General features: G+C 72.5%; 10 protein-coding genes. 5 read left to right on the top strand and 5 right to left on the bottom strand.

What is annotated here, in order from left to right; genetic code table 11:
- Window positions 1-502 precede the first annotated feature (502 nt).
- Window positions 503-3,505 carry an AAA family ATPase gene (locus tag AB0N81_RS20705; protein WP_365360275.1) on the top strand — a complete coding sequence of 1,001 codons (3,003 nt, stop codon included), beginning with the start codon at window positions 503-505 and terminating at the stop codon, window positions 3,503-3,505.
- Window positions 3,506-3,566: 61 nt separating this feature from the next.
- On the opposite strand, the gene AB0N81_RS20700 is transcribed toward AB0N81_RS20705, so the two are convergent.
- Window positions 3,567-4,451 carry an EamA family transporter gene (locus AB0N81_RS20700; protein WP_365360273.1) on the bottom strand — a complete coding sequence of 295 codons (885 nt, stop codon included), beginning with the start codon at window positions 4,449-4,451 and terminating at the stop codon, window positions 3,567-3,569.
- An 81-nt stretch (window positions 4,452-4,532) separates the two neighbouring features.
- A complete protein-coding gene (locus tag AB0N81_RS20695; protein WP_365360271.1) occupies window positions 4,533-5,285 on the bottom strand; it encodes a TetR/AcrR family transcriptional regulator in 753 nt (250 codons plus the stop codon).
- A gap of 200 nt (window positions 5,286-5,485) precedes the next feature.
- Between AB0N81_RS20695 and AB0N81_RS20690 the strand changes: the two genes are divergently transcribed.
- Complete coding sequence (locus AB0N81_RS20690) at window positions 5,486-6,010, top strand: nitroreductase/quinone reductase family protein (RefSeq protein ID WP_365360269.1); 525 nt, start codon at window positions 5,486-5,488, stop codon at window positions 6,008-6,010.
- A gap of 36 nt (window positions 6,011-6,046) precedes the next feature.
- Here the strand turns inward: AB0N81_RS20690 and AB0N81_RS20685 are convergent, their stop codons facing one another.
- The gene (locus AB0N81_RS20685) at window positions 6,047-7,249 is read right to left on the bottom strand and encodes a geranylgeranyl reductase family protein (protein ID WP_365360267.1); all 1,203 of its coding nucleotides are present in this window, start codon (window positions 7,247-7,249) and stop codon (window positions 6,047-6,049) included.
- Window positions 7,250-7,428: 179 nt separating this feature from the next.
- On the opposite strand from AB0N81_RS20685, the gene AB0N81_RS20680 reads away from it, so the two are divergent.
- Complete coding sequence (locus AB0N81_RS20680; RefSeq protein ID WP_365360265.1) at window positions 7,429-8,784, top strand: dipeptidase; 1,356 nt, start codon at window positions 7,429-7,431, stop codon at window positions 8,782-8,784.
- 73 nt (window positions 8,785-8,857) lie between these two features.
- Here AB0N81_RS20680 and AB0N81_RS20675 read toward each other — a convergent pair whose 3' ends face one another.
- Window positions 8,858-9,898, bottom strand: coding sequence for an NUDIX domain-containing protein (locus AB0N81_RS20675; protein ID WP_365360263.1), 1,041 nt, complete (start codon window positions 9,896-9,898; stop codon window positions 8,858-8,860).
- A gap of 244 nt (window positions 9,899-10,142) precedes the next feature.
- Here AB0N81_RS20675 and AB0N81_RS20670 point away from each other — a divergent pair, with 244 nt between their 5' ends.
- Entirely contained in the window at window positions 10,143-10,574 is a 432-nt protein-coding gene (locus AB0N81_RS20670; RefSeq protein ID WP_365360261.1) for an STAS domain-containing protein, read from the top strand.
- Here the strand turns inward: AB0N81_RS20670 and AB0N81_RS20665 are convergent.
- A complete protein-coding gene (locus AB0N81_RS20665; RefSeq protein ID WP_365360259.1) occupies window positions 10,559-11,266 on the bottom strand; it encodes a TetR/AcrR family transcriptional regulator in 708 nt (235 codons plus the stop codon). The genes AB0N81_RS20670 and AB0N81_RS20665 overlap by 16 nt on opposite strands.
- A 65-nt stretch (window positions 11,267-11,331) precedes the next feature.
- Between AB0N81_RS20665 and AB0N81_RS20660 the strand changes: the two genes are divergently transcribed.
- A complete protein-coding gene (locus AB0N81_RS20660; RefSeq protein WP_365360257.1) occupies window positions 11,332-12,747 on the top strand; it encodes an MFS transporter in 1,416 nt (471 codons plus the stop codon).
- The last annotated feature ends 55 nt before the right edge of the window (window positions 12,748-12,802 follow it).

Below are 12,802 nucleotides of genomic sequence, written 5' to 3'. Positions count from 1 at the left end.
GTCCATGGCGGCCACGCTAGACCGGAGCGGGTCCCGCGGTCGTCCGACGGGCGTGGCGATCACACGTACTCCCGAGGGAGTAGGCGGTGGCACTGCGCGCGCTCCCGATCCGGCACAGGTCCTGGAGAAATCCGGCACAGGTCCTGGCGAACTCCGGCACTGCCCTGGCCCTAAGGGCCCTTCGCCCCCGTCCTAAGGCGGCTTCGGCGCGGCGGGATGCGTCAGCCTCTCGATGTGGCGTCCCCACCTTGGAGACGACGTTGGAAGCACCACCAGCGACCGACTCGTCCGAGGAGACCGTCATGCTGCACCGTGAGTACCAGGCCGCCCGCGAGGCCGAGCTCCTCTCCCGTGCCGCGCGGCGCCGCATGGTCCGCAGGGCCGAGCGGGCCGCGAAGGCGGCGCGTACCGCGTGACGGAGCCGGAGCGTCACCCTGTTGCAGGGGCCCTCGCCGTCGAAACCGTTGTGCCCCACCTGGTGCGACATGCGATGCTCGGCACCGTGCAGAGCAGCCACATAAGCCCCGTTCTCGTGGGCCGCAGCGCCGAACTGACCGCTCTCGGCGAGGCCTTGTCCCGGGCGCACGCCGGGGAGCCCCGGGCCTTCTTCGTGGGCGGTGAGGCCGGCGTCGGCAAGACCCGGCTGCTCGAGGAGTTCCGCGTCCGTGCCGCAGCGGACGGGGCCGTGGTCGCTCTCGGCGGCTGCGTCGAGACCGGCGCCGACGCCCTGCCGTACCACCCCGTCTCGACCGCGCTGCGCTCCCTGCGCCGCACGATCGGCGCGGAGCTCGACGCCGCCGTCGCCGGTACGGAGGGCGAGCTCGCCCGGCTGCTGCCCGAACTGGGCGAGATGGCTCCGGGCCACCCCGAGGCCGACGGCCGCGCCCGGCTTTTCGAACTCACCGTCCGCCTCATCGAGCGGCTCACCGCGGACCGCACCATCGTCCTGGTCCTGGAGGACCTGCACTGGGCCGACCGCTCCACCCGCGAGCTGCTCAGCTATCTGCTGCGCGCCCTCACCGACAGCCGCCTGCTCATCGTCGCCACCTACCGCGCCGACGACCTGCACCGCCGCCACCCGCTGCGACCCGCCCTCGCCGAGTACGAGCGGCTGCGCACCGTCACCCGCATCGAACTGCCCCGCTTCGACCGCGCGGAGGTCCGCCGCCAGCTCGCCGCCATTCACGGCGAGGCCCCGGCCGAGCAGCTCCTCGACCGGGTCTTCGAACGCTCCGAGGGCAACGCGTTCTTCGTCGAGGAGCTGGCCTCCAGCATCCTCGAAGGCTCCCCTGGCGGCATCAGCGACTCCCTGCGCGACCTGTTGCTGGTCCGGGTCGAGGCGCTGCCGGACGAGGTGCGGCGCGTGGTGGGGATCGCCGCGGGAGGCGGCTCCGAAGTGGAGTTCCGGCTCCTGGCCACCGTCACGGGACTCGCCGAGGACGAGCTCATCGAGGCCCTGCGCACGGCCGTCGGCGCCGCCGTCCTGCGCCCCTGCGACGAGGGCGAGTCCTTCCGTTTCCGGCACGCCCTGATGCGTGAGGCCGTGGTCGGCGACCTGCTGCCCAGCGAGCGCTTCCGGCTCAGCCGCCGCTACGCCGAGGCGCTGGAGGCCGACCCCACGCTCGTGCGGTCCGAGGAGCGGCCCGGACGCCTCGCCGGCTACTGGTTCGACGCCCGCGACCCCGTAAGGGCGCTGCCCGCCGTGATCGCCGCGGCGGCCGCCGTACGCGGCCGGTACGCGTTCACCGAGCAGCACCATCTGCTGGAGCTGGCGCTGGAGTTGTGGGACGACGTCCCCGAGGAGCTGCACCGCCGGACGATGCGGCAGGGCCTCGACGAAGGCCTGTGGCCGGCCATCTCCCCCGACATGCCCGGGGATTTCGTGGATCTGCTCGCGGCAGTCGTCGTCGCCGCACGCCTCGCGGGCGAGCGGGAGCGGGCGCTCGCCCTCTGCAAGCGGGCGCTGCGCTCGACCGGAGTCGAGGTCGGGGAAGGCCCCCTCCGGGCAGCCTGGTTCTGGACCCAGCGTCATCAGCTGATGCGCGACCTCTCCCGCTCCGACGGCTGGGAGGAGATCGCGCAGGCACAGAAGCTGGTGAAGGGCCTGCCGCCGTCCGTCGTACACGCCGACGTGCTGACGCAAGCGGCGTACTGGTACGCGGTGCACCAGCCGGGACCGACCGCGCTCAAGACCGCCGAACAGGCCGTGGAACTCTGCCGCATGACGGGCGCCGAGACCACCGGCCTTGCCGCCCGGCACACCCTGGCCTGGCTCGTCATCGACTCGGGCGACGTCGAGGCCGGCCTGCGGCAGGCACGCGACGTGTGCGCCGTCGACCTGGAACCGGGCAACGCCCACGTCGTGCTGCGCGGTTACGGCAACCTCGCCACGGCGCTGCACGGCATCGGCCGCTACACGGAGGCCGTCACGACCGCCGAGGAGGGCAGCGGCCTCGCCGAGCGGCACGGGCTGGCGGACACCGCCTCGTTCATCGACGTCAATCTCGCCGAGTCCCTCACCCAGCTCGGCCGCTGGGCCGACGCCGACGAGGCGCTCGAACGGGCCGCCGGGCGCCGCGGGGTGAGCGTCCGCACCAGGGGGCAGATCGCCGGACAGTGGGCCGAACTCGCCCTGGCCCGTGGAGCGTACGACGAGGCCGGGCGGTGGCTGGCGGAGTCCGACAGCTGGACCACCGGCCCGTTCCCGGAGCCGCAGCACACCCTGGCCACGGCCCGGATCGCGATCGTTCTGGCGGCCGCCGACGGCCGCGTCCTCGACGTCCGCTCCCTGCTGGAGACCGCGGTCGGCGAGGCCATCGCTCCCGGCCACCAGCGCTACGGCTGGCCGCTGCTGTACGAGGCGGCAGCGGCGGAGGCGCGCGCCCGCGGGCTCGCGGTGGCCGAAGTGGGGTGCGACGCGGCGGTCGAGCGGATTCGCGAGGCGATGCGGGGCCAGCCCGAGTTCGTACCGCTGTGGGCCGCGTACGCCCTGATGACCGAGGCCGAGCTGCTCACCGCGGAGGGCCGGGACGCGACCGCACTTTGCAGGGAGGCCGTCGCCGCCACCGAGCAGTTGGAGTCCCCGGCGCTCTCGGCCACCGCGCGGTTGCGGCTGGCGGAGGCCCTGATCACGCAGGGCGGCGCCGGGGCCCGCGAAGCGGCCGGTGAGCTGCTGCGGCGGTGCGACGCGGTGGCGCGCGAGCTGGGTGCGGTGCCCCTCGGGACGGAGATCTCCACGCTGGCGGGCCGCGCCCGGATTCCGCTGCGGCGGGCCGAGGGGGAGGTGGCCCCGGAACCGGCGGCGGTGCTGGGTCTGACCGTCCGTGAGCGGGACGTGCTGCGGCTGGTCGCCGCAGGGCGGAGCAACCGGCAGATCGCTCAGGAGCTGTTCATCTCGCCGAAGACGGCGAGCGTGCATGTCTCCAACATCCTGGCCAAGACGGGCGCTTCGGGCCGGGGCGAGGCCGCGGCCATCGCGCACCGGCTGGGGATCTTCGACGCGTGACGCCCGGCGCGGGGCATCGTGGCACCCCTGGCCCGCCGCGATCCGCGCGGCTGGGCCGCACTCAGCCCAGGGTGAGCAGGACGACGGCCGCGACCGCTCCCACCAGGCCGGTCGTCTGGGCTCGGGTGACTTTCTCACCCAGCACCGCGAGCCCGAGAGCTGTCGGAACGGCCGGGTACAGGGAGGCCAGTACGACGGCGATGGCCAGCATCTGCTGCCGGGTGGCCCAGAGGTAGAGGATGAGCCCGAGGGCGGCCCCCGCGCCGATCAGTACCGCCAGGCCGGCCGACCTGACGGGCTGCCGGAACGCTGCGGCGTGCCGGCACGCGTTCGGCAGCAGGAAGAGCACCGCCGCGAGGCGCCCCGCGGCCACCGGCCACACACCGCTCGCCGCACCCGCCTGAGCGAGGCCGATGTACTGCACCGCCACGCCCACACTGGCGATCAGGCCGTCCACGGGCACCCGCGCGGAGGGCGCCGCCCCGCCGCTGCCGCCACCGCCGCTGCCACCACCGCCGCTGCTGCCTCCGGTGTGCGAACCGCCCGCCGCGACGAGCCAGAGCGCGGGCACGGTGACGCAGATGCCGAGCCAGGCGAGCGCGGTGGGCCGGTCGCCCAGGAACAGCACGCCGCACACCACCGACAGCGCCACCCCGGTGACGGCGCTCACCGGGATCACGACGCTCATGGCGCCGCGGCTGAGCCCGCGGTTGAGGTACTGCATCGCCACGGCACTGCCGACTCCGGAGGCCGCACCCCAGGCCAGGTCCGCGAGCCGGACCGTCTCCGCGGGCACCGCGAGAGCGAGCACGAGGGCGAGCAGCAGCCCTCCCGCCTGCCCGAGAAACGTCACTACGGTGAAGTGGACCCGGCGCGACAGCAGGCCCCCGGCGAAGTCGACGATGCCGTAGCAGGCCGCGGAGGCCAGTGCGAGAAGAGCGCCCATGCGTCACGGGTGCCCCATAGGACGCTTCCGACCCGTTCCTTTCCCGGGCACCAGCTCCGGGCAGGCCCACCGGTTCCGGCATCAGCTCAGTCGCAGCACGCCCACGCCGTCGGCCAGTTGCCTCACCGCATGCGCGAAGAACGCCGGCCGGTCCTCGACGACGCGGTTGAACTGCCCGAACACCTCGAACCCTACGAGGCCGAACAGTTGCGCCCACGCCGCGACCAGCGCCGTGACCGCCTCGGGCGGCAGGTCGGGCGCGAGATCCGCCGCGATCCGCTCGCCCTCCGTACGCAACTCGCCCGGCAGGGGCCGAAGGGCGATGCCCCGCCCCCGGTGGGCGTCGCGCACGATGTCGATGAGCAGCCGGCCCACGCGGGCGGCTGCCTCGACGGTCGACGCCGGCGCGCTGTAGCCCGGGACGGGCGAACCGTAGATCAGCGCGTACTCGTGCGGATGCGCCAGCGCCCAGGAACGCACCGCTTCACACACCACCGTCCACCGCCGGACGGGCTCCTCCCCCGCGGCTCCCGCGTGCGCGGCTTCGGCGGCGGCTCCGAGGGAGTCGTACGCGTCGATGATGAGCGCGGTCAGCAGGTCGTCCCGGCTGGGGAAGTAGCGGTAGAGCGCGGAGGAGACCATGCCGAGTTCGCGGGCGACGGCACGCAGGGAGAGCTTGGCGGCCCCGTCGGCGGCCAGTTGTCTGCGCGCTTCGTCCTTGATCGCCACGGTGACCTCTTCGCGGGCGCGCGCCCGCGCTCCCTTGGTCGCGCTGGGCCCGCTGGTCGCGCCGGCCCCGCTGGTGGCACCGGTGGCACCGCTGTTGCTGCTCATGCGGACCAGTGTGCCATGCGGGCAGAGCAGTGCACACGTCTGAGAGCGGTGCTCTGAACCGGGAGCGGGCCACTGCCACCTCTACGAGATCGCCGGACATTTTCGAGAGCACTGCTCTTGCTTTGGAGCACCAGTCTCGTGCACACTGCTCTTAAGCGAGAGCAGTGCTCTCGAAGTCGCAGAAGGAGGAGGACAGCACCATGCCGTCGACATCCGTGACCCCCACCGCCCCGCTCCCCACCTCGGCCCCGGCCCCCTACTACCTCAAGGGCGGCCGCCTCAACGTCCGCTTGAACAGCGTGATCGGCTGGCTGGCGCGGCGCGGCGTCAGCCTCATGGGCAGCGCCGAGCTCTCGGTGCGGGGCCGCAACAGCGGCAAGATGCAGCGCGTACCCGTGAATCCGTATACGCACGAGAGCGACGGCTGCCAGTACCTCGTGTCGGCGCGCGGGCACTCCCAGTGGGTGCGCAACATGCGCGCGGCCGAGGGCGGGGAGCTGCGGGTGGGCCGGAAGGTGCGGGAGTTCACGGCCGTCGAGATGCCCGACGCCGCCGCCGAGAAGGTGCCGCTGCTGCGCGGCTATCTGGAGAAGTGGGGCTGGGAGGTCAACCAGTACTTCCAGGGCGTGACCGCCGCCTCCTCCGACGAGGAGATCCTGGCGGCCGCGCCCGACCACCCGGTGTTCCGGATCACCGTGCAGTCGCGGAAAGGGAAGAAGGGTTGAGGGAAGAAGAGGGATGGAGGGTTGCGGGAAGAAGGGCTAGCGGTCCCGGGCCTGGAGGGCGCGGCCGACCATGGGATGCGTGCGGACCAGTTCGCCCAGCGTCGTCGAGCCGCGCGTGATCTTCGCGAAGGCGTTCCACGCGGGGCGGAAGCCCGTGATCGCCGTGTGCAGCATGCCGGGGCGGCGCTCGAAGGTCTGGAGCATGCGGCGTCCCACGCTCATCTCCACGCCGAGCCCGGCCTTGATGGCGAAGGCGTAGTTCAGGGCCTGGCGGCGGGCGTCCACGGCGTCGTGCGCCTCGGCGATCCGCACCGCCCACTCCCCCGCGAGCCGTCCGGAGCGCAGCGCGAAGGAGATGCCCTCGCGGGTCCACGGCTCCAGGAGGCCCGCGGCGTCACCGCAGACCAGGACCCGGCCGCGGGAGAGCGGCGAGTCGTCGCTGCGGCACCGCGTCAGGTGGCCCGAGGAGATGCTGGGCTCGAAGCCGGCGAGGCCGAGCCGGGCGATGAAGTCCTCCAAGTAACGCTTGGTGGCCGCGCCTTCGCCGCGCGCGGAGATCACGCCCACCGTGAGGGTGTCGCCCTTGGGGAACACCCAGCCGTAACTGCCCGGCATGGGGCCCCAGTCGATGAGCACGCGTCCCGCCCAGTCCTCGGCGACGGTCTCCGGAACGGGGATCTCCGCCTCCAGGCCGAGGTCGACCTGGTCGAGCTTCACACCGACATGTGCCCCTATGCGGCTCGCGCTGCCGTCGGCGCCGACCACGGCGCGGGCCAGGACGGTCTCGCCGCCCTGCAGCACGACGGCGACGGTGCGTCGGTCGGGCACCTCGGGGCCGTGCTGCTCCACGCGGGCGACAGTGACGCCGGTGCGCAGCTCGGCGCCCGCCTTCTGTGCGTGCTCGACGAGCTGCTGGTCGAACTCGGAACGGTTGATCAGCCCGAAGAGCATCTGCCGGGAGCGGCGGGTGCGGGTGAACTTGCCGTCGAGCGTGAACGTCACCGCGTGCACCCGGTCCCGGAAGGGCAGCTCGAAGCCGGGCGGCAGGGAGTCGCGCGAGGGGCCGATGATGCCGCCGCCGCACGTTTTGTAGCGGGGGATCTCGGCTTTCTCCAGGAGGAGGACGGTGCGCCCGGCGACCGCTGCCGCGTAGGCCGCCGAGGCCCCGGCGGGGCCGGCTCCGACCACGACGACGTCCCATACGTGTCGGGTGTCGTCCGCTGAGTTCTCGCTGCTCACGTTGGTCTACCGCTCCTGATCCCGCTGTTGGCCGCGCTTTCCCCAGGCATCCTACGGCGGAGGTCCGCGCGTCCTGCGGCGGAGGTCTGCGCATCCTACGGCTGAGGTCCACCGGTGCCGCCTGTGGGAGGATCACATGTACCCACACGTACAACGTCGCACCTATGAGGAGCGTGCCCATGTCGCCGGATCCGATCGCCGAGACCGTCGCCTCACTGATGCCGAGGGCGAAGGCGGAGCTCACCGAACTGGTGGCCTTCAAGTCGGTGGCGGACTTCGACCAGTTCCCCAAGAGCGAGAGCGAGGCCGCAGCCAATTGGGTCGCGGACGCGCTGCGCGCCGAGGGGTTCCAGGACGTGGCGCTGCTCGACACCCCGGACGGCACCCAGTCGGTGTACGGCTTCCTGCCGGGCCCCGCGGGCGCCCCGACGGTGCTTCTGTACGCGCACTATGACGTGCAGCCGCCGCTCGACGAGGCCGCATGGGTCACCCCGCCGTTCGAACTGACCGAGCGCGACGGCCGTTGGTACGGCAGGGGCAGCGCCGACTGCAAGGGCGGCGTCATCATGCACCTGCTCGCGCTGCGCGCCCTCAAGGCGAACGGCGGCGTCCCCGTGAACGTCAAGGTGATCGCGGAGGGCTCGGAGGAGCAGGGCACGGGCGGCCTGGAGCGGTACGCGGAGCAGCACCCCGACCTGCTGACGGCCGACACGATCGTCATCGGCGACGCGGGCAACTTCCGGGTCGGCCTGCCGACGGTGACGTCCACGCTCCGCGGCATGACGCTCGTACGGATCAGCGTCGACACCCTCGAAGGCAATCTGCACTCAGGGCAGTTCGGCGGCGCCGCCCCGGACGCCCTCGCCGCGCTGGTGCGTGCCCTGGACTCGCTGCGTGCCGAGGACGGATCGACGACGGTCGACGGTCTGACGGGCGACGGGGTGTGGGACGGACTGCAGTACGACGAGACCGTCTTCCGCAAGGACGCCAAGGTTCTCGACGGTGTGGAGCTGATCGGCCGGGGCACCGTCGCCGACCGCATCTGGGCGCGTCCCGCCGTCACGGTCCTCGGCATCGACTGCCCGCCGGTGGTCGGCGCGACCCCGTCGGTGCAGGCGAGCGCGCGGGCGCTGATCAGCCTGCGGGTGCCGCCGGGCGTCGACGCGGCCGAGGCGACGAAGCTGCTCCTGGCGCACCTGGAGGCGCACACTCCGTGGGGTGCGCGGGTGCGCACGGAGCAGATCGGGCAGGGTCAGCCGTTCCGCGCGGAGACGGCGAGCCCGGCGTACGCGGCGATGGCCGAGGCGATGGGCGAGGCCTATCCGGGCGAGGAGATGCAGTACGCGGGGCAGGGCGGTTCGATCCCGCTGTGCAACACCCTGTCGTCGCTCTACCCGAACGCGGAGATCCTGCTGATCGGCCTGAGCGAGCCGGAGGCGCAGATCCACGCGGTCAACGAGAGCGTGTCGCCCGAGGAGTTGGAGCGTCTTTCGGTGGCCGAGGCGCTGTTCCTGCGGAAGTACGCGGCGAGCTGACGGCCGGGCGGCCTCGTCAACGGCCGGGGAGCCTCGCCTGCGGGCGGGGCTCCTTCTTGCCGAACGCCGCACGTCATCCGCCGAGCGGAACACCCGCCTCCAGGTAGAGCGCGACGCCGCGCTCGCGTGCGCGCAGCGCCCAGCGCAGCCTTTCGTAGCGTACGGCGGGCAGCAGGTCGGCGGCTTCCTGCTCGGTGACGAAGCGCCAGCCCCTGAGTTCGGGTCCCGGCAGCAGCATGTGGACCGCGCCGCTGTCGAGGCGTCCGCCGTCGAAGAGGAACCGCATGCCGCCATAGCCGGGCGGATTGGGCGGCTCCCAGTCGGCGACCAACAGGCGGGGTGTTTCGGTCAGTTGGATGCCGGTCTCCTCGGCGACCTCGCGCACGCCCGCGCACGCGGGGGCCTCGCCGGGTTCGACGACGCCGCCGGGGAACTCCCAGCCCGCCTTGTACGTAGGGTCCACGAGCAGCACCCGGTCCTGCTCGTCGAAGAGCAGCACCCCGGCGGCGAGGGTCTCCGCGGTGGGCTCCGGTGTCTGCACGATGTCGCTGACGGGCGCGGCGCCGCTGCGGACGGCACCGGCGAGGTGTTCGGCGGTTTCGTAGGGAGTGAGGGTGCTGGTGTCGACGCGGTGGGCGTCGGCGTCGAGCCAGTCGGTGCGCGCGGCGCGGTACGGCTCGATGTGGTCGTACGCCCACTGTCGTACGCGCAGGTCGCCGTCGGGCAGGTCCGGCGGTACGGGCCGGCCGGCTATTCGCTCGCGCAGGATCGTTTCGTCCGGGGCGAGCAGGACGTGGCGTACGGGAATCCTGCGCGCGGCGAGACCACCGAAGATCTCGTCGCGGTACTCCTGGCGCAGCAGCGTCATCGGCACCACGAGGACGCCGCCGACCTCGGCGTGCAGGGCGGCCGCGGTGTCGATGACGAGACGGCGCCAGATCGGCAGGTCCTGATAGTCGCTCACCTCGTCGAGGCGCTTGGGCGGCAGCAGGTAGGGCAGTGCGCCGCCGATGACCTCAGGGTCGAAGAGTGTGCTGTTCGGGATCAGCTCGATCAGTTCCCGTGCGGTGCTGGTCTTTCCCGCACCGAACGCACCATTGATCCAGACGATCACGGTTCCCCCTCTTCTGTTGGCCCCCTGTGGCTTGCCCGCAACACCCTGCCATGGAAACCCGGCGCTGTCGGGAGCGGAGCCGGCCCGCGGCGCGATGGTGTCGCACCGCGATGTCAACTCTTTGCGTCAAGTGCATCGCATTAATTTCACCCCAACGTGTGGCGACTGCCCTTTGTGAATCGTTCCCTCACTCCGGAGGGCCCCGGTCCCCGCTAGCGTTTCCCGGCAGGCACCCCAGCCCCCGGTGTCCACTTTCGACCGGCCGGCGCTGGGGGGACGAATGAGGCAGTACGAACTGGGCGAGTACGCACGCGAGTATTCCGATCAGCCTCCGCGGGTGTACGGGCTCGACCAGGCGATCGTCATCGAACTGCACGGTGAGCTCGACCTTGTGACCTACCAGCGGACGGTTTCACTGCTGGACGCCGCGACCACGGGTTCCGAACCCCTCGTGGTCGTCGATCTGAGCCCGGTCACCTTCGTCGACTGCTCAGGGCTCTCGCTGCTGTTGCGGATCCGGCGACGGGTCGCCGACAGAGGCGGCCGTCTGCGCATCGTCTGCTCACACCCGTTGACGCTGCGCATGCTGCGCGTCACGAAGCTCACGTCGGCACTGTCGCCGGTACCGACGCTGAGCGCGGCACTGAACGAACCGCACGATCACGGCGCGGCCTGACTCCTGACCGCCCGCCCGCGGTTCTTCACGCGCTTCGGCGGCTTCCCCGCTTCGTGGCGGAGCTGGTAGTGGTCGCGCCAACGCGGTGTCGCGGCACCGCCCATGACCGTCATCACCACGTCGTGCGCGAGGGACTCCGTGACGGGCAGGTGCCCGAAGAGGACGCGGTGATAGGTGGTGGCGCCGAGCATGTCCAGGAGTAGGCCGATGTCGGCGTCGGGACGGATGTCACCGCGCTCGATGCCGCGCCGCAGGGCCGCCTCCGTCGTGGCCCTGCGGGGATGGAAGATCGTCTCGGTGAAGACGCGGTCCAGCTCGGGGTCGTCGGCGAGTTCGGCCATCAGGGCGGGCAGCGTACGACGGCCCAGACTGCCGCCGAAGGCGCGGCTGAGGGTGTCGATGCCCTCGATCAGATCGCAGTGCGTGCATCCGGTGTCCGGCGTGGGCGCGGTGCCCATCGTGTCGGCCAGGGCCGCGATGACGAGGTGCTGCCGGGACGGCCAGCGGCGCCGGATCGCGGGCTTGGACGTGCCCGCGCGCCGCGCCACCGCCTCCATCGTCAGGCCGGGATAACCCGCCTCCTCCAGCAGCTCCTGCGTCGCCGCCAGGATCGCCTCGTCGAGCCGGGTGTCGCGAGGACGGCCCGCGGCGCGGGCGGTGCGGGGCGCGGGGTCGGGGTCGGGGGTTGCCATGGGACGCAGTATAGGTAGCATCTACTTTCGTTCCGTTCCGGATCGAAACATAAGGAGGGGCTGCCTTGTCCAAGCTGGAAGCGGCAGAGGAACATGTGGGCGACGTAGGGCGGGACAGTGTTTTCCGTGCTCCCTACGCGGCGCTGACCTGGGGCATCGTGCTATCGGTGGGCCTGGTCGCCTTCGAGTCGATGGGGGTCGCCACGGTGCTGCCCGAGATCGCGGGGCGACTGGGCGGTCTCGGCGCCTACGGCTGGGGGCTGTCCGCGCTGATGCTCGCCAACCTCATCGGCACCGTCGCCGCGAGCCGCGACGCCGACCGGCGCGGCCCCGCACGGCCGTTGGCACTCGGACTCGCCGTCTTCGCCGTCGGCTGCGCGCTCGCCGGGGCGGCGCCCGACTGGCCGCTGTTCCTTGCGGGGCGCTTCTTGCAGGGGCTCGGTGTCGGCGCCGTCATGGCCCTCGCGTACACCGCCATCGCGCTGGCCTATCCGCAGCGTTTGCGGGCCCGGATGTTCGCGCTCGTGTCGGGCGGCTGGACGGTTCCCTCGCTGATCGGTCCGACGATCGCCGCGCTCATCTCCGACCACGTCTCCTGGCGGGGCGTGTTCGTCCTGCTCCTGCCGCTGGTCGCGCTGGCCGCCGTACTCGCGCTGCCACCGCTGCGCCGCCTGAGCGGCCGTGACCGGGCTCCGGCCGGGGACGGTGGACCGTGGTGGTCCACTCCGGTGGCCCGCAGCATCCTGCTCGCCGCGGGCACCGGCGTCCTCCTGGCCGGCCTCGAACTGCGTCAGATCGCCTTGCTGGTTCCGCTCGTTCTGGCCGGTGGCGCCGTGGCTCTCGTCGCACTGCGCTCGGTCACTCCGCCCGGCACGCTCAGCGCACGGCGCGGGGTGCCGACGGGAGTCGTCCTGCGCTTCCTGCTCTGCGGCGCCTACTTCGGGAGCGAGGCGTTCCTGCCGCTCGGCCTGGTCGAACTGCGCGACCTGAGCGCCACGGAGGCCGGGCTCGGCCTGTCCGCGGGCGCGATCACCTGGGTTCTCGGCGCGGCCTGGCAGGGCAGGGCCGACAGCCGCTGGAGCGGGCGGTCGCGCGCGGTGCCGGTCGCCGCGGGGTTCGCGGTGCTGCTTCTCGGCATCGTGGTGATGGCGCTGGGCGTACTGGTCGACGCGACGCCCGCACTGACGGCCGTCGCGGGCTGGGCGATCGGCGGCGCGGGCATGGGCGTCGCCTTCAACGCCGCGACCACCGACACGATGGAACAGGCCCCCGCCGACCGCCAGGGCGAGGCGAGCGGCGCGATGCAGCTCGCGCAGACCCTGGCGGTCGCCCTCCTGAGCGGCCTCGGCGGGGCGGCGGTCGCCCTGTCCGACGCACACGGCTCGTCGGTGACGGTCGCGCTGACCGTGACGTTCGCCCTGACAGCGGCCCTCGCGGCGGCCGGGGGCCTGCTGTCTCGGCGGATCCGGACGGCCGGGTGACGGGAGGGGTGAGCGGTCGGCCTCGCCACGGCGGCAGTTCGTGCCGTACGCGGGA

Source organism: Streptomyces sp. NPDC093510 (assembly GCF_040683555.1).
Taxonomy (GTDB): domain Bacteria; phylum Actinomycetota; class Actinomycetes; order Streptomycetales; family Streptomycetaceae; genus Streptomyces.
This window is presented reverse-complemented; position numbering and strand designations above follow the sequence as displayed.

Coding starts and splice junctions, on each gene's coding strand:
- AB0N81_RS20700 (WP_365360273.1), bottom strand. CDS start 4,451: ATGGGCGCTCTTCTCGCACTGGCCTCCGCGGCCTGCTACGGCATCGTC.
- AB0N81_RS20695 (WP_365360271.1), bottom strand. CDS start 5,285: ATGAGCAGCAACAGCGGTGCCACCGGTGCCACCAGCGGGGCCGGCGCG.
- AB0N81_RS20690 (WP_365360269.1), top strand. CDS start 5,486: ATGCCGTCGACATCCGTGACCCCCACCGCCCCGCTCCCCACCTCGGCC.
- AB0N81_RS20680 (WP_365360265.1), top strand. CDS start 7,429: ATGTCGCCGGATCCGATCGCCGAGACCGTCGCCTCACTGATGCCGAGG.
- AB0N81_RS20665 (WP_365360259.1), bottom strand. CDS start 11,266: ATGGCAACCCCCGACCCCGACCCCGCGCCCCGCACCGCCCGCGCCGCG.